The sequence below is a fragment of the Nocardia sp. genome (genome assembly GCF_025465275.1).
Classification (GTDB): domain Bacteria; phylum Actinomycetota; class Actinomycetes; order Mycobacteriales; family Mycobacteriaceae; genus Nocardia.
Window position 1 is genome coordinate 18,991 of record NZ_JAODNK010000157.1, and the last position, 20,268, is coordinate 39,258.

The 20,268-nt window shown below is 66.8% G+C and carries 21 protein-coding genes; 11 read left to right on the forward strand and 10 right to left on the reverse strand.

Going from position 1 to position 20,268, the window contains the following annotated elements:
* The first annotated feature begins 14 nt into the window (after nucleotides 1-14).
* The 5 genes from JWN03_RS45620 (at nucleotide 15) to JWN03_RS34015 (ending at nucleotide 4,521) form a co-directional block, all read left to right on the forward strand.
* Nucleotides 15-1,130 carry a hypothetical protein gene (locus JWN03_RS45620; RefSeq protein ID WP_366914510.1) on the forward strand — a complete coding sequence of 372 codons (1,116 nt, stop codon included), beginning with the start codon at nucleotides 15-17 and terminating at the stop codon, nucleotides 1,128-1,130.
* 190 nt (nucleotides 1,131-1,320) lie between these two features.
* On the forward strand, nucleotides 1,321-2,121 hold the full coding sequence (locus tag JWN03_RS34000) for an SDR family NAD(P)-dependent oxidoreductase (RefSeq protein ID WP_297623650.1): 801 nt from the start codon (nucleotides 1,321-1,323) through the stop codon (nucleotides 2,119-2,121).
* Between the two features lie 8 nt (nucleotides 2,122-2,129).
* Nucleotides 2,130-2,675: an orotate phosphoribosyltransferase gene (gene pyrE / locus JWN03_RS34005; RefSeq protein WP_297623653.1), complete on the forward strand. Its 546-nt coding sequence runs from the start codon at nucleotides 2,130-2,132 to the stop codon at nucleotides 2,673-2,675.
* An 86-nt stretch (nucleotides 2,676-2,761) separates the two neighbouring features.
* Nucleotides 2,762-3,820 carry a beta-ketoacyl-ACP synthase III gene (locus JWN03_RS34010; RefSeq protein WP_297623656.1) on the forward strand — a complete coding sequence of 353 codons (1,059 nt, stop codon included), beginning with the start codon at nucleotides 2,762-2,764 and terminating at the stop codon, nucleotides 3,818-3,820.
* A gap of 14 nt (nucleotides 3,821-3,834) precedes the next feature.
* Nucleotides 3,835-4,521 carry a lysoplasmalogenase gene (locus JWN03_RS34015; RefSeq protein ID WP_297623658.1) on the forward strand — a complete coding sequence of 229 codons (687 nt, stop codon included), beginning with the start codon at nucleotides 3,835-3,837 and terminating at the stop codon, nucleotides 4,519-4,521.
* Nucleotides 4,522-4,696: 175 nt separating this feature from the next.
* Here JWN03_RS34015 and JWN03_RS34020 read toward each other — a convergent pair whose 3' ends face one another.
* From JWN03_RS34020 to JWN03_RS34045, 6 genes are all read right to left on the reverse strand, one after another.
* Entirely contained in the window at nucleotides 4,697-5,818 is a 1,122-nt protein-coding gene (locus JWN03_RS34020) for a phosphotransferase enzyme family protein (RefSeq protein ID WP_297623661.1), read from the reverse strand.
* Nucleotides 5,805-7,160 carry a purine-cytosine permease family protein gene (locus JWN03_RS34025; RefSeq protein WP_297623662.1) on the reverse strand — a complete coding sequence of 452 codons (1,356 nt, stop codon included), beginning with the start codon at nucleotides 7,158-7,160 and terminating at the stop codon, nucleotides 5,805-5,807. Before JWN03_RS34025 ends, JWN03_RS34020 begins: the two co-directional genes overlap by 14 nt.
* Before the next feature lie 179 nt (nucleotides 7,161-7,339).
* Nucleotides 7,340-7,786: a hypothetical protein gene (locus JWN03_RS34030; RefSeq protein WP_297623663.1), complete on the reverse strand. Its 447-nt coding sequence runs from the start codon at nucleotides 7,784-7,786 to the stop codon at nucleotides 7,340-7,342.
* 75 nt (nucleotides 7,787-7,861) lie between these two features.
* Complete coding sequence (locus JWN03_RS34035) at nucleotides 7,862-8,440, reverse strand: Uma2 family endonuclease (protein ID WP_297623664.1); 579 nt, start codon at nucleotides 8,438-8,440, stop codon at nucleotides 7,862-7,864.
* A 79-nt stretch (nucleotides 8,441-8,519) separates the two neighbouring features.
* Nucleotides 8,520-9,194 carry a response regulator transcription factor gene (locus JWN03_RS34040; RefSeq protein ID WP_297623665.1) on the reverse strand — a complete coding sequence of 225 codons (675 nt, stop codon included), beginning with the start codon at nucleotides 9,192-9,194 and terminating at the stop codon, nucleotides 8,520-8,522.
* A 72-nt stretch (nucleotides 9,195-9,266) separates the two neighbouring features.
* The gene (locus tag JWN03_RS34045; RefSeq protein WP_297623666.1) at nucleotides 9,267-10,658 is read right to left on the reverse strand and encodes a sensor histidine kinase; all 1,392 of its coding nucleotides are present in this window, start codon (nucleotides 10,656-10,658) and stop codon (nucleotides 9,267-9,269) included.
* Between the two features lie 142 nt (nucleotides 10,659-10,800).
* Here JWN03_RS34045 and JWN03_RS34050 point away from each other — a divergent pair, with 142 nt between their 5' ends.
* Genes JWN03_RS34050 through JWN03_RS34060 form a run of 3 tightly spaced genes read left to right on the forward strand, consistent with a single transcriptional unit; the run spans nucleotide 10,801 to nucleotide 13,028 of the window.
* Entirely contained in the window at nucleotides 10,801-11,124 is a 324-nt protein-coding gene (locus tag JWN03_RS34050; RefSeq protein ID WP_297623667.1) for a DUF4190 domain-containing protein, read from the forward strand.
* Between the two features lie 20 nt (nucleotides 11,125-11,144).
* Nucleotides 11,145-11,840: a TrmH family RNA methyltransferase gene (locus JWN03_RS34055; protein WP_297623668.1), complete on the forward strand. Its 696-nt coding sequence runs from the start codon at nucleotides 11,145-11,147 to the stop codon at nucleotides 11,838-11,840.
* Nucleotides 11,841-11,885: 45 nt separating this feature from the next.
* Nucleotides 11,886-13,028, forward strand: a complete 1,143-nt coding sequence (locus JWN03_RS34060) for a glycoside hydrolase family 76 protein (protein ID WP_297623669.1) — start codon at nucleotides 11,886-11,888, stop codon at nucleotides 13,026-13,028.
* Between the two features lie 48 nt (nucleotides 13,029-13,076).
* On the opposite strand, the gene JWN03_RS34065 is transcribed toward JWN03_RS34060, so the two are convergent.
* A complete protein-coding gene (locus tag JWN03_RS34065) occupies nucleotides 13,077-13,760 on the reverse strand; it encodes a DedA family protein (RefSeq protein WP_297623721.1) in 684 nt (227 codons plus the stop codon).
* A 34-nt stretch (nucleotides 13,761-13,794) separates the two neighbouring features.
* A complete protein-coding gene (locus JWN03_RS34070; protein WP_297623724.1) occupies nucleotides 13,795-14,484 on the reverse strand; it encodes a DedA family protein in 690 nt (229 codons plus the stop codon).
* A 174-nt stretch (nucleotides 14,485-14,658) separates the two neighbouring features.
* On the opposite strand from JWN03_RS34070, the gene fbaA reads away from it, so the two are divergent.
* Both fbaA and JWN03_RS34080 read left to right on the forward strand, forming a co-directional pair.
* A complete protein-coding gene (gene fbaA, locus JWN03_RS34075; protein ID WP_297623670.1) occupies nucleotides 14,659-15,696 on the forward strand; it encodes a class II fructose-bisphosphate aldolase in 1,038 nt (345 codons plus the stop codon).
* A gap of 120 nt (nucleotides 15,697-15,816) precedes the next feature.
* Nucleotides 15,817-16,935 (forward strand): BTAD domain-containing putative transcriptional regulator, encoded by a 1,119-nt coding sequence (locus JWN03_RS34080; protein WP_297623671.1) that lies wholly within the window; start codon nucleotides 15,817-15,819, stop codon nucleotides 16,933-16,935.
* 65 nt (nucleotides 16,936-17,000) lie between these two features.
* Here the strand turns inward: JWN03_RS34080 and JWN03_RS34085 are convergent, their stop codons facing one another.
* On the reverse strand, nucleotides 17,001-17,279 hold the full coding sequence (locus JWN03_RS34085) for a hypothetical protein (protein WP_297623673.1): 279 nt from the start codon (nucleotides 17,277-17,279) through the stop codon (nucleotides 17,001-17,003).
* Nucleotides 17,280-17,456: 177 nt separating this feature from the next.
* Here JWN03_RS34085 and JWN03_RS34090 point away from each other — a divergent pair, with 177 nt between their 5' ends.
* Nucleotides 17,457-18,923 (forward strand): DUF4185 domain-containing protein, encoded by a 1,467-nt coding sequence (locus JWN03_RS34090; RefSeq protein ID WP_297623675.1) that lies wholly within the window; start codon nucleotides 17,457-17,459, stop codon nucleotides 18,921-18,923.
* Nucleotides 18,924-19,078: 155 nt separating this feature from the next.
* Here JWN03_RS34090 and JWN03_RS34095 read toward each other — a convergent pair whose 3' ends face one another.
* Entirely contained in the window at nucleotides 19,079-20,152 is a 1,074-nt protein-coding gene (locus JWN03_RS34095) for a fused (3R)-hydroxyacyl-ACP dehydratase subunits HadA/HadB (protein ID WP_297623677.1), read from the reverse strand.
* Nucleotides 20,153-20,268 lie beyond the last annotated feature (116 nt).

The window sequence follows — 20,268 nt, forward strand, 5'->3', positions numbered from 1 at the left end:
TAGGGTAGGCGGCGATGACGGCTATATGGTTCGGGTTGGCGGCGATCGCGCTGGTGGGTGCGATCGTGCTGCTCTATTTCGATCGGCTGCAACGGCAGCGCACGGGACATGTGCGACAGGTCTGGGCGAAATCCCAGGGCTACACCTATGTCTCGGTGGAACCGGCGCTTGCCTCCACCTGGCGGCGCGGCGCGCTCGCCAAGCTCGGTTACCTGTCCGCGGTGGATGTGGTGTCCGGCAACCGCAAGGGCGAGAAGTTCGTGCTCTTCGATCTGGAGGATGCCGCCACCCTGGTCGCGGTGCGCCGGCAGATCGGCTCGGACATCGATATCGACCTGCGGTTGAAGACGGCCGCGCCGCCCAAGGACCACGATCTGGAACTCCTTGGCGCCATAGGTGATCGGGTCGTGTTCGCCACGAATCCGGATATCGCCAGGCATGCCGTGGATCAGCGCATGGTGGCGTTCATCGAATCGCTGCCCGATACCGTGCAGCAGCTGTGGAGTGAGGGCAACTGGACCCTCGGCATGCTGCATGTCGCCTCCGTGTCCAAGGACTGGGAGATGGCCATCGATGCGGTGCTGCGGCTGTCCGGGCTGCTGCATGTGCTGCCGCCGGTCATCAGCTCCGAGCGCGGTCGCGACGAACTGCCGGAACCCGGTCGCTCGCATCCGGTTCCGGAGGACGACGACTACGACGGTTACGACGAGGACGGCGATTACGCCCGCCCCGCGAGCCGCCCGGCGCGGGCCGGCCAGCCGGACGACGAGGACGAATACAGCCCGCTGCTGAACGATATCGCCGGCGAGGAGTCCGAGTCCGAAAACCGGCGTCCCGCACTGAAGGTCGTGCCGGACCCGCGGAATCGCCCGCGCCGCAACTGGCCGCCCGCACCCGAGGCGGAAGGCGAATGGTCGGACGAGGACGACGAGGGCAGGCCCCGCCGCCCGCCGGTCGGTGACGACGACTGGCACGATGCCGAATCCGGCGACTGGCACGAGGACGACTCCGAAGACCTCCGGGACGAAGAACCCGAAGAGGGCTGGCGCAAGGATCAGGGCCGCAGTGCGCCGCCCGGCGGCCCCTTCCATCCCGGCTTCCGGCCGTTCCAGGGACCCGCTCCCCGGTGAGTCGCCACGCCCCGGTCGACGGCCGGGGCGTTTTCGTGCGCACCTTCGTGCGTGTATTCGCCGCGCGGAGAGCCGCGAGGGACCACAATGGGTCCGCAGTCCCGGTCACCGCCGACCGTGCCCATGTCGTGCGAGTGACGGGTTGTCGATGACCGAGAGCTCTCCTGATGCTCATGTAGATGACGCCGCGATGAGCGCCGCGCGTTTGCCCGGTGCTCATCGCCCGGTGGCATTGGTCACCGGGCCGTCGTCCGGTATCGGCAAGGCGTACGCCCTGCGGCTCGCCGCCCTCGGCTACGACCTGGTGCTGGTGGCGCGCGACGAAGCGCGGCTGGCGACACTGGCTCACGATGTCGAGGTGCGGTTCGGGGCGCGCGCTCAGGTGCTGCCCGCCGATCTGGCGCTCGCGCAGGATCGGAATCGGGTGGCCGCCAGGCTGCGCGAGGGTGTCCAATTCCTGGTCAACAATGCGGGATTCGACATGTCCGGCGACTTCTGGACGCTCGAACCGGACGCCCTGCAGGCGCAATTGGATGTGAACGTCACCGCCGTCGTGCAATTGACCCGTGCGGCGGTGCCCGCCATGGTGCACGCCGCCGACGGCACGGTGGTGAATCTGTCCAGCATGGCCGGTCTGATACCCGGTAGGGGTTCGACCTATTCGGCCTCCAAGGCGTACGTCGTATCCTTCTCGCAAGGGCTGGCAGGCGGGCTGGCCGGGACCGGAGTCCGGGTGCAGGCATTGTGCCCGGGGTTCGTCCGCACCGAATTCCACGAACGGGCCGGAATCGATATGGGCTCGTTGCCACGACCGCTGTGGTTGACCGTGGACGAGGTGGTGGCGGGCTCACTGGCCGATCTGGAGAAGAACCGGGTGATCAGCGTGCCCGGTGCGCAGTACAAAGCGATCGCCGCGGTCGCCGGACTGATCCCGAGGTCCCTGGTGACCCGCCTCAATCGTGGCCTTTTCAACGCACGCGGAAGGACATAGACACAGCAATGCAGGTAACGACGACCGACCGGGACAGACTGGCCGAACTGGTGCGCGCACTCGCTGTCGTGCACGGCAAGGTCACCCTGTCCTCGGGCAAGGAAGCCGACTACTACGTGGACCTGCGGCGCGCCACCCTGCACCACGAGGCGGCGCCGCTCATCGGCAAACTGCTGCGTGAACTCGTGGCGGACTGGGACTTCGAAGCTGTCGGCGGGCTCACCATGGGTGCGGATCCGGTGGCGGCCGCGGTGCTGCACGCGCCGGGCCGGCCCGTCAATGCGTTCGTGGTCCGCAAGGCTGCCAAGACGCACGGCATGCAGCGGCAGATCGAGGGTCCCGACATCGTGGGCAAGCGTGTACTGGTGGTGGAGGACACCACGACCACCGGTAACTCGCCGGTCACCGCGGTGCGCGCACTGCGCGACGCCGGGGCCATTGTGGTCGGTGTGGCGACCGTGGTGGATCGGGAAACCGGGGCGGACGGCGTGATCGCCGCTGAAGGACTGGAGTATCGGTCCATTCTCGGACTGAAGGATCTGGCTCTGGGCTGAATCGGTGCCCTGGGTTAGCCTGGGTGCTGGTTTTCTGTCCGACAACGTTGTCGAACTGCTGTTGTGAAGGGTCGTGTGAGTCACCTGTGGTGAGCATTGCAATCAACAAGGGTCATCAGAATGTTGCGATGCTCGGCATCGGTGCCTATCGCCCCGAGCGGATCGTCAGCAACGCTGAGGTGTGCAAGGTGCTCGACTCCACTCCCGAGTGGATCTTCGACCGCACCGGCATCCACAACCGGCGTTGGATCAGTGGCGACGAGACGATTCGATCGATGTCGGTGGCGGCGGGCGAACGCGCGCTGAAGAACACCGGCATCGATCGGTCCAAGATCGGCGCCCTGGTGCTGTGCACCTCCAGCTGGCTCAAGCTCACCCCGCACGGTGCGCCGAGCATTGCCTCCGACCTGGGCATGAACGGCATTCCGGCCTTCGACCTCGTCTCCGGCTGCGGTGGCTTCTGCTACGGCCTCGGGGTGGCGACCGACATGATCCGCTCGGGCTCCGCCGAATACATCCTCGTCATCGGCGCCGAGACCATGACCGTCGGCCTGGATCCGACCGACCGCGGCACCGCCATGATCTTCGGCGACGGTGCGGGTGCGGTCGTGATCGGCCCGAGCGAAGAGAACGGCATCTCCCCGACGGTGTGGGGCAGCGACGGCGAGAATGCCGAAGCCATCTCCCAGGACGTCGACTTCCTGGCGTACATGAACAAGGCGCAGGCGCTGCAGGGCACCGACCCCGACGTCGAGCCCGTCGGCCGCATGTCGCTGCATATGGAGGGCCCCAAGGTTTTCCGCTGGGCCGCGGTCACGCTGCCGCGCGCGCTCTCCAGCGCCATCGAGCTGTCGGGGGTGGCCAAGGAGGACATCGAGGTGTTCGTCCCGCATCAGGCCAATGCCCGCATCAACGAGCTCATGCGCAAGAACCTCGGACTCCCGGACGATCTGCCCATGGCCAATGACATCGAGAACACCGGCAATACCTCGGCCGCCTCGGTGCCGCTGGCCATGGAGGAGATGCTGGTGACCGGTAAGGCCAAGGGCGGCCAGCTCGCGCTGCTGCTCGGTTTCGGCGCGGGCCTGTCCTACGCGGGCCAGGTCGCCGTGCTGCCCCCCGCCCCGGCCGAGCCCAGCTTCTGAACCGAGACCCGCTGATGCCCAGACCATTCCGGGCCGCCTTCGTCGGCGCCGCCGCTGTGACGGTGTTCGGCGCGGTCACCGGCCGCGACAAACTGCAGTGGGCCGCAAAGCCTTTGCTGATGCCGCTGCTGGCGGCGGACGTCGCCACCAATGACGACGGCCTCGACCCCGCCGACCGCGCGGTACTGCTCGGCGCCCTCGCCGCCGCGACGGTCGGCGACATCCTGCTCCTCGCACCGGACGACGATCGCCGATTGATCGCGGGCGCTTCATCTTTCGCGGTCATGCAGACCGGCTACTCCTGGCTGTGGTGGCGGCACGGCGCCCGCCCGCGCCCCCAGATCGCCGCCCCCCGCCTCGCCGCCTGGCTCGCCGCCGCCGCCCTCATGCGCGCCAAGGCTCCCGCAGTAGCCCTGCCCCTCACCGCCTACGGCGCCACCCTCGGCACGGCCGCCACCCTGGCCGGCGACCCGGCTCTCGCCCCCGGCACGAAAAACATTGCAGGCCTGAACATCCCAGGCCGCGACCCGCGCACCCGCCTCGCCCTCGGCGCCCTCCTCTTCACCATCTCCGACGGCCTCATAGTCCTACGCAAGATCTTCGCCCGCACCCCCCGCTCCCGCCACATCACCGAGGGCGTAATCCTCACCACCTACGCGGCAGCCCAATACCTCCTAGCCGACCCCCGCGCCCACCACTAAGAACCCTCCCCACCGAACAGCGCATGCCCGCACCGAACAGTGCCGATCATGGCTGTTCGGGTGGGACACAAGCTGTTCGGTGCGGAACAGCGTGTGTCCGTGCCGAACAGCGCGTGTTGGTGTCGAACAGCGCCGATCGGGGCTGTTCGGTTGGGATGGGGGCTGTTTGGTTGAATCAGCGTGCTGCGGGGCGGTGGCGGAGGTGGGTGAGGAGCGGCTCGCCGGCGGTGGACCACCATGCGGTGTGGCCGAGGAAGTAGTGGTTGTAGGCGATTTCGGCGTTGGCGGGGTTGCTGCCGGGGATTACGCTGAGGAAGTAGTCGATTTCGGAGAGTTCGTACTCTGCGTGGACCAGGGGGAGAAGGTCTGGGAGGGCGCGGGATTCGGTGCTTGTCAGGGGGCGGATCGACTCATAGCCGTTCAGGAACGCATCGACCTGTTCGACTTGAATGCGGGCGGGGCCGCCATTGCGGAGGGAGATCCAGTCGACGGCGCAGCGCTCTAGGGCGATCGCGACGTCGTGGATGGCGGTGGTGCGGTCGCAGAGGCCGAAATCTATGACGGTGGAGGGGGTCTCGTGCTGCCAGAGCAGGTTGGTGCCGTGCCAGTCATTGTGAGTCCATCTGGGGGATACACCGTCGAGGAGCGGGTAGAGGCGGGCATGGAACGGGAGATGGAGGCGCTCTACGTCGGCGCGCCAGTCACGTGTATCCAGGAAGGCCGTGAGGGCGGGGCGGGCCGCGGCCAGTTTCTCGATTGCCGTGATCGGGTCGGGGGCGGCGAAGACCGTGAAGCTCGCCAGGAGCGGGCGGGGCGGGCGCGGCGGAGCGTTGTATCCGATTGCGGCCAGGTGTAATCGGGCCAGCACGCGTCCGGCTGATTCGGCCTGCGCCCGGGATTGATAGGGCGACCAGGAGAATGTGCCCCGGTACAGATCGTCGCCGATGCCCAGTTCCTGTACCTCGTACGCGAATTCGCCCATTTCGCGGGTGAGCAGCACGCGCGGGATCGGAATTCCGTTCTCGCGCAGGTGATTCATGAAGCCGTGCTCTTCGGCGAGCGCCGTGGCGTCGCGCAGGGTGCGGGGCAGGCGCTTGATGATGACCGAGAGGCCGCTGGCGGTGCGGGCCTGTGCGGTGGCGGAAAGCGGTCGGGGACTGCGCCATTCGATGACGGCATCCGCGTCGAGGAGGGTGGTGATCTCCGGGCCGGTCAGTGGCGGCCAGTCGGGGCCGACCAGCGGATCCGACCCCATGCCGAAGACGCGGTCACCGTCCGCCCGATCAGGCGTCGGCATCGGACGGGGCCCTCCGGCGTTGCAGGACAACCAGAACCGCGGTCACCGCGGCGGCCACCAGCCAGGAGAACAGGGAGGCCGAGGACCACCAGCCGGGATGGAAGCCGATGCCGTCCTGCGCCTTGGTCCAGAAGTTCACCCACCAGTGGATCGAGCCCGGATTGCACAGCTGGTAGACCACGAATCCGCAGAGCCACGGCAGCAGCATGAGCGGCCGGGCGGGCGCGTTCTGGGCGAGATTCCATCCGTTTCGACCACTCCCGAAGAAGTAGTCGACGATGAGCACCGCGCTCAATGGAACGAAGACCGAGCCGATCAGGACAAGGAAGTTGCTGTAGCTGGTGAAGTCGTGCACGGGCAGCGCCAGCAGCGTGACGACCACGCCGATCCCGAGCGCCAGCAGTCGCCGGTCCACGCGAGGCAGCAGGTTCTGGATCGACATGGCTGTCGAGTACACATTTGCGAACGACTGATCGGATTCGCGCAGCACCAGTACCGCGAAGAAGGCCCAGCCCGCGGTGACGCCGAGGAACGTGTCGAAAATGTGCTCGCTATTTCCGCCCGCCTGCAGGATGGCGAGAATGCCGAGTAGATAGCACCAGAACTGCGCCACCGAGTAGCCGAGCACGGCCGCTCCAGCGGACGTGCGCGCCGAACGTGAGTGCCGGGTGTAGTCGGCGGCCAAGGGCACGAAGGACACCGATACCGCGAGGGCGCTATCCACGGCCGGGAAGAAGCCACTCCAGCTGGTATTCGGAAGTTCCGTAATCGGTTGCCGCAGTAGCTGAATCGTGAAATAGATCAACGCGATGCCGACTGCGACCGAAACGTATTTGCGCAGGATGTGCAGGACTCGCAGCGGCCAGATGGCCATAGCGGTGGAGAGCACACCGGCCGCGACGATGACCAGCCCGTGCGGGACGCGGTCATGGGTGAGCGACGAGACGCCCAGCGCGATGACGGTCAGTTCGAAGACGCCCCAGCCGACGCACTGGACGATATTGGCGACGGTCGGCACATAGGAGAGCTTGGTGCCGAACAGCCCGCGCAGAACCGCCATAGCGGGTGCGCCGGTCAGCGTGCCGACGGCGCCCGTGCCGGCGACCATGGCGATACCGGCCACCGTGCCGAGCAGCGTCGCCAGCAACGCGCCCGCGATCGGCAGCGGCGGGGCGTCTGGCCCGAGCGGGAACAGCACAATGGCCGCACCGCTGAATCCGATGAGGCTGACGCCGAGATTCAGCCAGAAGGCCGCCTGGTCACTGAAGCTGAGCGTGCGCGGCGGCTCGGTATCGAGCAGCAACGGCGCTTCCTGGCGGTCGGGCGGTGTAGCGGTGGTCATGACCAGTGATGCTACGGGGCGGGTCGGGCAAAACGGGCAGCTAGCTGTCCTGGTGCGCAGGCCACCGCCCGTCATCCCGCCATGGTTCGCCGGGGGGTCCCGCCATGGTTCGCTACGTCATCCCGGCATGCTTTCGGCCGGGATCCACACCGTCCCTCAGCGCCGCAACACGGTTGCTCTCACAGGCACAGCATGATGCGGTCGCGGTTGCGCGGATCGACGCGGATCGAAAGTATGCCGCCCACTGCGATTCTCGGCTGCACCACCGGTTCGACATCGAAGACGATGCTGCCGTGATAGGTCTCCGACCCCGGCACCACAAGTTCCAGATCGAGTGCGGTGAGCTCGGTGCAATGGTCGGTGCGACTGAGCGGGTGCACGCCCTCGATGGTCGCCCAGCCCTCCAGGCCGTGGCGTCGTAGCCGGCGATCCTGGCGAGTGGGCTGCTGCGCCAGCAGCATTCCGAGGCCGAGGAAGGTGCCGAACAGGCCGACCAGCACGATTATCTGCAGCGGCACGGTGCCGGGCGGAGTGAGCGGCTCCAACCAGGCCAGCCAGATACAGAGCGAGACGACATATGCCGCCGTCACAGCGAGCACAGTGCGAAAAATACGCGCGTGGTCCATCGAGACCCTCCAACCACGGCTTCCGGAACTCCAGGATAGTCCGGAATCTCCGTGCGGGTGGGGGATCGGGCGAGGTCAGGCCGGTGTGCGTAGCGCGGTGAGCGCATCCAGGTCGAGCGGGACGATGATGCCGTCGAGTTCGAGGGTCACCTGTCCTGAATACTCACCGGTCGGTTGGTAGCGGCCGTCGTGCAGCCGATGCGTGGACAGCCGCACCGACCCCTCGGTATCGAGCAGCCAGTAGTGCTCGATACCGCTCGCGGCGTACTCCGCGAACTTCATGACCCGATCGGTGCGCCGCGAGCCCGGCGACACGATCTCTATGGCCGCCAAGACATCCGGGGGCAGCACCCGGGCGGCATGCGCCGCGCCCGCCTCGCCGCCCACCACCAGCACGTCCGGTACTCGCACTGTCGCCGGATGTGCCTGTTCGATGACCAATTCGACGCGGGCCAGCGCGGCGACCCGCCGCGGTAGCGCGGGTTCCAATTGGGCCGCCAGCCGCCACACCGCCAGCTGATGCCGGGGCGGCTGCGGCGCCATCACCAGCACCCCGTCCACCAATTCGCGGCAGCGGCCGTGCTGCTCCTCGGGGAACTCCGACCACTCGGCCAGCGTCAATAGGTGATCAGGCCAGGACGCAACAGCTTTCATTGTTTCCGCCAGCGCTACCGCGGGACTCGACCGACGCATTCCGTCAGTCTTTCACGCTCGGCAACCCCACAGCGACGTTTCACCCCTTCAATCGCAGAACCGCCAGCACCCGCCGATGATGCAGATCCGACGGCGGCAACTCCAGCTTGGTGAAGATATTGCCGATGTGCTTCTCCACCGCCCGTTCGGTCACCGTGAGCGCCTGCGCCAGCGCGGAATTGGACAGGCCCTGGGCCATCAATTCCAGCACCTCCCGCTCGCGCGGCGTGAGCCGTGCCAGCGAATCCTGTTGCCGGGCCGCACCCATCAGCTGGCTCACCACCTCCGGATCGAGCGCGGTGCCGCCGGTCGCGACCCGCTGCAGGGCATCCACGAAATCACCGATATCGGCCACCCGGTCCTTGAGCAGATAGCCCACCCCGCCCGCGCCGGACGCGAGAAGTTCGGTGGCATAACGTGTTTCGATCCACTGCGAGAACACCAGTACGCCGGTGCCGGGATGCCCGCGGCGCAGCGCCAGCGCCGCGATCAGCCCCTCGTCGGTGAAACTGGGGGGCATGCGCACATCGACCACCGCCACGTCGGGCCGGTGTTCGGCGACCGCCGCCGCCAGCCCGTCCGCATCGCCGACCGCCGCCACCACGTCGTGGCCGCGTTCGGTGAGCAGCGAGGTCAGCCCGTCGCGCAGAATCGCATTGTCCTCGGCGATCACCACGCGCAGGTGATTCTGCGCGGGGCGGGCGGGTGCGCTCATGTCATTCTCCTGTCCGGGCTTTCGCATGGTGTTCGGCGGTCGCGGCGGTCCTGCCGAGCTACATCGGCGCATTCACTGGGGTCCGGCGACCGGCAACACCATGGTCACGACGGTCGGTCCGCTGACGGGGCTGTCCACGACGAGGGTGCCGTCCACCGAGCGGGCCCGGGCGGCCAGACCCGAAAGACCGCCCACCACAACGGCTTCCCCGGGCCCTTCGGCCGGTTGCAGGGCACCGCCCTGGCCGTTGTCGCGCACACTGACCATCAGCGTGTCCACGCCGGTCGGCAGGACCGCCACCCAGATGCGGTTCGCACCAGCGTGTTTCACTACATTGGTGAGCAGTTCGGCCACCGAGAAGTAGGCGATGGCCTCGATGGCGGGGCTGGGGCGCACCGGCAGCAACACCCGCAGTTCCACCGGTATCGAGCACCGGGCGGCCAAGGTTTCCAGGGCCGCTTCCAGGCCCAGATCCAGTGCGGGAGGGTGGATGCCGCGCACCAGTTCGCGCAGTTCGGTCAGCGCTTCCTTGGAACCGGTGCGGGCCTGCGCGATGAGTTCACCGGCGTCACCGCCCGTGGCCAGTCGCTCCTCGGCGCGGCCGAGCATCATGGCAATGCTGACCAGCCGCGCCTGGGTGCCGTCGTGCAGATTGCGTTCCAGCCGGCGCAGGGTGGCGGCGGAATCGTCGACGGCGGCCCGGCGGCTCTCCTGCAACTCGACCAGGCGCCGGTCGCGCGCGGTGGGCGTGAGCAGCCACTGCCCGAGCAGCCGGTGCAGCAGGCATACGGCGCGGATCAGCCACGGCAGCAGGAAGCAGCCCAGCACACCCAGTGCGGCGAAGGCGAGTACCCGCGGCCAGCTGTCGACGAAGTACTGGTTGAACTGCATGAGCGAATGGTGTTCCACCCCATTGGCATCCACATTCGTGGGATTGAACAGCGCCCACGGAATGGGGGAGAGCGCGAGGAATCCCGTCATGGCGATCACCATCAGCGTCAGGTAGCCGACCCCGATGCCGAGTACACCTTCGAAGGCCAGGAAAAGCACTGCGCGCCAAGAGGTTCGATCGGTGAATGCGCCGCGCAGCCAGCCCCAGATGCCGGGCCGGAAGGAGAACGGGGGCGGTTCGGTCAGCGGCGTATCCAGTAGGAGTGCGGACAGCACCCGGTAGATCCGGCCCCAGATCCGGCCACCGAGGATGACGCAGGCCATCAGCGGGATGCCGATCAAGACGATGAACGCGTACAGACTGCCCGCGAATCCGACAGACAGATAGACCGCACCGACACAGCCGAGCACGAAGGTGATGATCAGATAGGCGAATTCCTTCCAGGTGCGCGCCCGGAACGGTGTCACCAGGAAGGTGCGCAGCATGGCGCCCGGATCGGGGCGCGGCGGCGGCGCGGGTTCCGGATCGGGCATATCGAGCACGATAGTGGGGAAGGCTGCCGTATCGCTCATACCCTTATCGTGGCTGGCAGACGGTGCCGAGCACGAGCGAGCAGACCCGTCGATCAGGGGTGTAGGCAGCACGACCATCGGGCATTTTGTCGCTCTACGGCATAAATCGTCGTGGCGGGTCTCGGCGAAATACGATGTCGCTGTGAACTACCCGCCGCCTTACGGCTACCAGGGCTATCCCGCCTACGGTGCACCACGGCCAGACCATCCGCAGGCCACCACGATTCTGGTGCTGGGCATTCTGAGCCTGGTGTTCTGCCAGCTGCTCGGGCCGGTCGCGTGGATCATGGGCAGCAAGGCTCGCAAGGAGATCGAATACTCCGAAGGAATGCTCGGCGGGCGCGGCAATGTGATGGCCGGATACGTGTGCGGCATCATCGCCACCTGCATGCTCACCCTGGCGATCCTCATCTACGGCGGCATCATCCTGTTCGCCGTCCTCAACGCCCACAACAGCAGCTACTGAGCCGCCACTACGATGACGCGGTGAGTTCCGACCCCAGCTCCGATGACCCGATCGCTCCCGAGCTCGGCTCCGGTCCGACCGAATGGGGTGAGCATCCGCACGGTGTCGGGCCGTGGCGCGACGAATACGGCACCGAACCGCCGGACGATCCGCGCCTGGACCCGGAGTTGCTCGCGCACGGCGACCGCCGCAATGTGGTGGACGCCTACCGCTATTGGGCCCGCGAGGCCATCGTCGCCGATATCGACGGCCGCCGGCACCCCTTCCACGTGGCCATCGAGAACTTCGGCCACGATGCGAATATCGGCACGGTCGTGCGCACCGCCAATGCCTTCGGCGCGGCCGCCGTGCACATTGTCGGCCGTAAGCGCTGGAACCGCCGCGGCGCCATGGTCACCGACCGCTACCAGCACATCCACCATCACGCCGATACCACCGAACTGCTGAAGTTCGCCGCGGCGGCGGGCCTGACCGTGGTCGCGGTCGACAATGTCCCCGGCTCGGTGCCGCTGGAAACGGCTCGGCTGCCGCGCGATTGCCTGCTCCTGTTCGGCCAGGAGGGCCCGGGCGTCACCGATGCCGCGCGGGACGCCGCCGTCCTGACCGTCTCGATCGCGCAGTTCGGCTCCACCCGGAGCATCAATGCGGGCGTGGCCGCGGGCATCGCCATGCACGCCTGGATCAGGGAACATGCGGATCTGTCCCACGCCTGGTAACAAATCAGCCACGAAACCGGCCGTGCGGCTGGCACGATATGTCCTATGACTTCGCGGACCGGACGCAATATCGAGCCGACCGCTGCGCTCTGGGCGGAGCGTGCCGACCTGGCGGAGTCGGCGATCGTCTCGAGGCACCTGAGAACGCTGTGGGCGGTGCCCGGAACAGCGCTCGGGGTTGTCGGGTGGCCAGCGACAAAACGCGAACGTGGCTTCGCGAACTGGCACTACTGGTGGCAGGCGCATTTGATCGACTGTGCGGTGGATGCGGCCAATCGGGCGCCGACGCCGGCGCGGCAGCGCCGGATCTGGTCGATCGCGCACGGTATGCGGATGCGCAATCTCACCGGCTGGACCAATAACTATTACGACGATATGGCCTGGCTGACAATCTCTTTGGAGCGTGCCGAGCGCACCCAGCAGATCACCGAGGTGCGGGGTGCGCTGATCGCGCTGGACAAGGAGTTGTACACCGGGTTCGAGCCGGAGTTCGGTGCGGTGCCGTGGCGTAGGAACTCCGATTTCTTCAATACCCCCGCGAACGGTCCGGTCGGTATTGCGATGGCCCGGCTCGGCCGCTACGCCCGCGCCCAGGAGATCTCCGACTGGCTCGACAACACCCTGCGCGACAAGGAGACCGGCCTCATCTTCGACGGCGTGCACCTGCCGTCGGGTGAAGTCGAACGCCCCGTCTACAGCTACTGCCAGGGCGTGGTGCTCGGCCTGGAAACCGAACTCGCCGTGCACACCGGGGAGCCCCGGCATGTCGAGCGCGCCGTGCGCCTGCTCGCCGCGATCGAAGAGCATATGGTCGGCGGCGGGGTGGTCATCGGCGGCGGCGGCGGGGACGGCGGCCTGTTCAACGGCATTCTCGTGCGCTACCTGGCGCTCATGGCGGTGATGCTGCCCGGCGAGGACCGCGCGCAGGTCACCGCGCGCCGCACCGCGGCCGCTATCGTGCGCAATTCCGCGACGGCCGCCTGGGAGAACCGCCTGGAGGTGGAGGGCGAGCCGCTCTTCGGCCCGGACTGGCGGTTGCCCGCGCGACTACCCGCGGTATCGGGTGCGGGCCGCTTCGAAGGGGGCTCGGTCTCCGCCTCGCGCACCCCCGAACGCGATCTGTCGGTTCAGCTTTCGGGCTGGAAGCTCATGGAAGCGGCGCACACCGTCTCCGCCGCCGGACTCTGACGCTAACCCCCGTCATCCCGGCATGCTTTCGGCCGGGATCCACCTGCGTCAGCCGTTCTTGCTCCGCGGCTCGGGCGGCACGGTTTCGCATTCGCTGTCGAGGTCGAAATCCTCGATGGGCCGCGACATTTCGGCCCGGTACTGGCGCACACCGACCAGGGTGCCCAGAATCAGGCCGACCACGAGCGTCCCGATCACGGCGGGCATCAGCCAGGACACCTGCTCCAGGAAGCTGCCCGCGTAGTAGCCGATCAGTAGCAGCACCGGCGCCCAGATGATCGCGCCGATGGTGGAGGCGATCGTGTACTTGCGGTGATCCATATCCGCGGCCCCGGCGACCATGGGGCACAACGTGCGAACCCACGGGATCCAGCGCGCCACCAGCACAGCCAGGAACCCGTGCCGGTGTAGTAGTTCGGCCACCCGCCCGAGGTTGCGGGTGTTGATGTATTTGCCGTTCTTGCGCGCTACCAGGTGATGCCCGGTGCGCTGTCCGACCACATAGCCGACCTGATTGCCCGCGATGGCGGCGATCATGGTTCCGATAGCCAGCGCCCAGATATGCAATTGGCCGCTGGCCTGCGAGGCCATGACGACGCCGGCCGTGATGAGCATGGAATCCCCGGGCAGGAACAGCCCGATGATGAACGCGCACTCCAGGAAAACGAAGGTGAGGACAACAGTCCACACCAGCACCGGCCCGGCCGTCTCGAGCGGTCCGAAGCCGCTCATGGCGAGGGTTAGTGGGGTGGTCGACACCGATGGCTCAGTGGGTCGGCTCGTTCGACGTGGCGGCCAGCTCCGGTGCGGCGCCACGATTGCGCAGGCTCTTCACCACGGTGGCGATGCCCGGCAGGATCGAGACGAGCACGATGAGCAGGAAGATGGCCTCGACGTTCTTACGGATGAATTCGACATTGCCCAGGAAGTAGCCGAGCACGGTGACGCCGCCACCCCAGAGGACCGCGCCGACGATGTCGTAGGTGACGAACTTGCGGTAGTCCATCTTCGAGACACCGGCCAGCACCGGCATGAACGTGCGCACGATGGGCACGAAGCGGGCCAGGATGATGGTCTTCGGGCCGTGCTTCTCGAAGAATTCGTGTGTCTCGGTGACATATCGCTTCTTGAAGAACCGACTGTCTTCCTTCTGGAACAGCGCGGGCCCGATAGCTCGGCCGATCCAGTACCCGGATTGATCGCCGAGGAAGGCGACCAGGATGACCGAGGGCAGCAGCACCCACAGACTGACCGGGTGCGGCGTCTGCGCGGACAGCAGACCGCCAGTGAACAGCAGCGAATCGCCGGGCAGGATCGGGAACAGTAAGCCTGTCTCGATGAAAACAATCACCAAGATCGCCGGGAGCACCGCGTGCTTCATCCATGTATCCGTCAAGAGATGCATGGGGTCGAGAATCGCGGGCAGGGCGACGTTGGTCGTCACGGCATCCGACAAGGCCAGCAAGGTCACGGCGACCACCCTACCGGTGAATGCGGTCTGCCACAGAATGTCGCACAGCGTGCTCTCAGGTGGTTCGCTTCCAGGGCACCGCTTATGGCGAAACACGACTGCCCTAGGGTGTCGCCTGACAGAATTTGTTGTACACAGCACACCACTACGGAGGTCATTGTGCCCATCGCGACTCCGGAGATCTACGCCGAGATGATTGCTCGGGCCAAGGAGAACTCCTTCGCGTTCCCCGCGATCAACTGCACCTCGTCCGAGACGATCAATGCCGCGATCAAGGGTTTCGCCGACGCGGGCAGTGACGGCATCATCCAGTTCTCCACCGGCGGCGCCGAATTCGGTTCCGGCCTGGGTGTGAAGAGCATGGTGACCGGCGCGGTCGCGCTCGCCGAGTTCGCGCACGTGATCGCGGCTGAGTACGACGTCACCATCGCGCTGCACACCGACCACTGCCCGAAGGACAAGCTGGACACCTTCGTCCGCCCGCTGCTTGCCATTTCGGCCGAGCGCGTGAAGGCCGGGCAGAACCCGCTTTTCCAGTCGCACATGTGGGACGGCTCGGCGATCCCGATCGACGAGAACCTGGAGATCGCGAAGGAGCTGCTCAAGCAGTGCCACGCGGCCAACATCATTCTCGAGGTCGAGATCGGTGTTGTCGGCGGTGAGGAGGACGGCGTAGAGGCCGAGATCAACGAGAAGCTCTACACCTCCCCCGAGGACTTCCGGAAGACCATCGACGCGCTGGGTGCGGGCGAGAACGGCAAGTACCTGCTCGCCGCCACCTTCGGCAATGTGCACGGTGTGTACAAGCCTGGCAATGTGGTGCTCAAGCCCGAGGTGCTGGCCGAGGGCCAGCGCGTTGCCGCCGCCAAGCTGGGCCTGGGCCCCGACGCGCAGCCGTTCGACTTCGTCTTCCACGGCGGCAGCGGCTCGCTGAAGTCGGAGATCGACGATGCGCTGCGCTTCGGCGTGGTGAAGATGAACGTCGACACCGACGCCCAGTACGCCTTCACCCGCCCGATCGCCGGTCACATGCTCAGCAACTACGACGGCGTGCTGAAGATCGACGGTGAGGTCGGCAACAAGAAGGTCTACGACCCGCGCAGCTACCTCAAGAAGGCGGAGTCTTCCATGGCCGCACGCGTTTTGGAGGCCGCCAACGACCTGAAGTCGGCCGGGCGCTCCATCAGCGCCAAGTAAGGTTGAACCCCGAGCCGGAGAAAACTCCGGCCAGGTGAGCAGAGCGTGCCGCGGTAGCCGTTCGGTGCAGAGCCGAAAAGGCCGCCGCGGTGGTTCGCTTGTTATACGAGGTGCAGCGCAATGACTCTGGATGTGCGGGTCCTCGGGCCTGTGCAAGTGCTGGTCGGCGGCCGCCCAGTGCTGGTCGGCGGCCCCAAGCCGCGCGCACTGCTGGCGGCGTTGACGGTGAACCGGCGGCGGGCGGTGTCCTCACAGGCACTGGCCGATATCGTCTGGAACGACGAACCGCCGGACTCCTATCAGGCCAGCCTGCAGGTGTTCGTTTCGAATATCCGGAAGACGCTCCGCAATGCGGGCATCGATCCGGCCGCTGTGCTGCGTACCGAATCTTCCGGGTACCGGCTCGAAATCCCCGATGAGAACTGCGATATCGGGCGTTTCGAGAGCATTCGCCGGTCCGGTACCGAGGCCGCCAATGCGGGCGATCACGAGGGCGCGGCGCGGCTGTACGCGGCGGCGCTGGCCGAGTGGACCGGGCGCGCGCTGGACGATCTGCCGGGGCTGTCCTTCGCCGAAAGTTTCGCCACCGCAATGGATGAGGAGCGGCTGCTGGTCGCCTCCGCCCGGGTCGATGCCGAAATAGCCTGCGGGCGAGCCTCATCGGTGGTCGGCGAGTTGGTGTCGATGACCAATGCGCATCCACTGCGGGAACCGCTGTGGGCGCAGCTGATCACGGCGCTGTACCTATCCGGCCGGCAGGCCGACGCGCTGGAGGCCTGCCGCCGGGTGCGCGGTGTGCTCTCCGACGAACTCGGTATCGATCCGGGTCCGGCGCTGGTGGCGCTGGAACAGCAGGTGCTGCGGCAGGAACCCTTGCTGACCGGGCAGATCGCCGAGGTCGAGCGCTTGGCCAAGGCCATGACCGAGACTGTCACCGAAATGCCGCGGGCGGTGCGGGCGGGGCAATTGCTCACCGCGGAGGGCCGGGTTCTTCCCATTGCCGTGGGCGGCATGAAGATCGGCCGCATGACCGACAACGATCTGGTGCTGGACGACCCCAAGGCCAGTCGCTACCACGCGCACATCACGCCCAGCCGGGCCGGATTGCTCATCAAGGATCTGCATTCGGCGAACGGTGTGTACATCAACGAGGCGGCCATCGAGAGTGCCGCGGTGCTCGCCGACGGTGATGCCATCCGGATCGGCGCTACTGTCTTCATCTTTCAAGCCACACGCTGACCTCGCCCCTGTCATCCCGGCGTGCCCCACCCTGTCATCCCGGCGTGCTTTCGGCCGGGATCCACTCAGGCGGCGCCGGCCTTGGTCAGCAGATCCACCGTTGCCCGGAGCGCCTGCCGGTCTTCCATATCGGGTGGCCGGTAGCCGCCGCTCACGGTTACGGTGATGGTGTCGCCCGCGCGTAGCCGTAGGTCGTCGAGGCACAGTGGCAGCATGCCGACGAAGAGCCGGCGCTCCTTGCAGGTCAAGATGATGTGCGAGGTATGGCAGCTGGTGAGCTGAGCGAGTTCCTCGGCCAGTTCCACGCTGATCGGCCCGGTCAGGGTTACGTCCTCCACGTACACGACCCCACTGTATTACGCTGCTGCCCAGTTGGTTTCGGTTCGTGTTTATCCGTGTGGTCATCCGGTCGATATCGATTCGGTGGATCTTGGGCGAGTGCCGGTGGTTCGCCGGCGGCGGCAGGTAGGGTCTGCTGCCGGATGTGTCCGGAGGGCCCGAAATGGCGAGAGGTTGTGTGCATGGCCGAGCGGCTACTGGCCGCGGTGGGAGCGGTGGTGTTCGGGGCAGGTGTTTTGGTGTCCGCGAACCCGTCGATCGCCGTGGCTGCTCCGGCGGAACCCGGTGCGGTAGCGACGATTCCCGGTATCGGGGCGTGCCACACCGACCCGAAACCGGCGCATGAGTCGCTGGTGCCCAAAACCGTCGAGGTGCCGGTGTCGTATCCGGTTGTCACCGTGGACCCCGGGCCGGCGGTGGAGAGCACCAAGCGGGTCAAGATGGAGCTACCCACCGATCCGTGCATCAATCCGTGCCCGGATCTCACCGATCAGCCGGCGCCGCCGCCCGGTCCGGGTGAGCAGCTGGGGATTCCGCGGCTCATCATTCATCCGCAGCCGTTCAATTTCGCCTTCCCCAACCCGAATCCGCCCGCGGTGCCGCCCGGTCCCGATCCGGTGTTTCCGAGCATCGAGGCCGCGGCGCAGTCCCCGGCCCGGCCCGCGCCCCAGGTGTCGGACGTGCGCGAGGTCGCCAAGCTGACCGGGGCCGATTCGGTCAATCGCACCGATAAGCGCTGGCAGGTGCAGGGCACCGACCTGGGCATCATGTGGGAGAGCGCGCCCGGGGAGGTCGCCGTCGCCTTCGGTGACACCGTGGGCCGCGACTTCCATCCGCCGGGCGGTATGGGCGAGGACTGGCGCAGTAATCTGCTGGCCTTCAGCACCAATCGCAATCTCGCCGACGGCGTCGTCTTCGACCGCATGGTCACCGACGACCGCTGCCACGCCAGCGAACTGCTGAGCAGCCGCAAAATGGACAATATCGAGATCACCACCATCCCGACGTCGGGCTTCGCCATCGGTGATCGGCAGTACCTGAGCTACATGTCCATTCGCACCTGGAACAGCATTCCGGGCACCTGGTACACCAACTACGGTGGCATCGCCTACTCCGACGATCACGGCGAAACCTGGACCAAGGACCCACACGCCAAGTGGGACAATATCTTCGGCGTCTCCAACTTCCAGGTGGCGGCCATGGTGCCGCAGGGCGATTTCGTCTACATGTTCGGCACGCCCAATACCCGGCTCGGGTCGGTCGGGCTGGCCCGGGTGCCCAAGGATCAGGTCCTCAACACCACCGCCTACCAGTACTGGCGGGACGGTCAGTGGACGCCGGTCGGCGGATACGCCGCTGCCACACCGATTGTCGACGCACCCGCCGGTGAACTGTCGGTCCGCTACGACGCGGATCGCAAGATCTGGCAGATGAGCTACCTCGATACCGCCAAGGCGTCTCTTGTTGTCCGGGAATCGGATTCACCCCAGGGCGTCTGGTCGCCCAGCACCCCCACCGTGAGCGCCCTCCAATTCCCGGAGCTCTACGGCGGTTTCATCCACCCCTGGTCCACCGGCAAAGACCTGTACTTCACCATGTCGACCTGGAGCGACTACAACGTGTACCTGATGCACGCCACCCTCGGCTGAGGGCGAAGGACAGCAGGCGGGCGGCGCAGTATGCGCCGCCCACCGCTTTCTCAACCGTGACAACTGATTTCGTAAGTTCGGGGTAACTCCCCGGGTACGTCCAAAATAGTTTCGGCACCCAACCGCCGGCACGCGTGCTCGGCGGTCAGCGGCTCTCAGCCGTGCGCTGAAGGTTCGGGGAGGCGGAGGCGTATGTCGGCGACGGCGCGGCCGAAGAGCTTCTTGCCGTCCGCGGTCGCACCGAGAACGATGGTGGCGGAACCGGTTTCGGCGTTCATCGACTTCACCTTGCCGGTGAATTCCACGAACGTGGGGGCCGTCTGCTCGACCGGGACGAAGCCGGAGAAGCGCACGCTGAACTTGGTGAGTGCGGCCGGATCGCCCAGCCAGGACACCAGGTAACTCGCGGTCAGGCCCATGGTGAGCATGCCGTGCGCCACCACGGTCGGCAGGCCGACCAGGCGAGCGGCGGTGTCGCTGAAGTGAATCGGGTTGGGGTCGCCCGAAACGCCGGCGTAGTTCACCAGATCGCCACGGGTGACGGGCATCTTGACGGCCGGCAGTTCGGTCCCGGCCACCAGGGTCGCGGCGGTGTGCGTGGTGTGCACCGGGCGGGCCGGTGCGGGGGCACGGAAGTCGGTGACCTCCTCCGGCGCGAGCAGGATGAGCCCGGTCGGGTCGGTGGCGCCGGAGTCGTCGGGGACGTGGCCGTGCATGACCACGCCGATCACCGTCTCCGCGCTCGCCGGATCGATCTCCACACCGCGGCGGGCCACGATGGTGGTGGTCGCCACCAGCACCGGCAGTGCGTCGGCGTCGGTCAGCGTCACCTTGACGGTGATGAAGTCGTTGTCGCCGTAGGAGCGGATCTGCTCGATGCCCACATCTACCGACAGCAGGTCACCGGCCAGGATCGGGCGCTGGTACTCGAAGGTCTGATCGGTCTGCAGGAACTGCGACACGTCGTACTCGGTGAGCACGGTGCCGATCAGCGCGCGCGTGGTGGCGGCGCCGATCACCGATGAGAAGGTCGGCGAGGCGATCAGCCCGGCGTAACCGATTGCGAGCGCATCGTCTTCCCGGTGGTGGGCGGGGTGATCATTACGGACGGCGCGCGCGAATTCGCGGACCTTCTCGCGGCCCACGTCATAGTGATCGCGGACGCGGAAGTGCCGTCCGACCAGATCGGCGGCGGTGGTGGCGGCAATCGCCTCGGCCGTCTCCGGCATGGTGTTCAGCTCCCTGCAAAGTTCGAAACCTGGTGGGCCGACGGCAGATCGGTGTCAGCGCAGCACTGCGGCCGAAGCCGTTGAGGCGCTGACATGCCGTGAAGGCCGACCCAGAC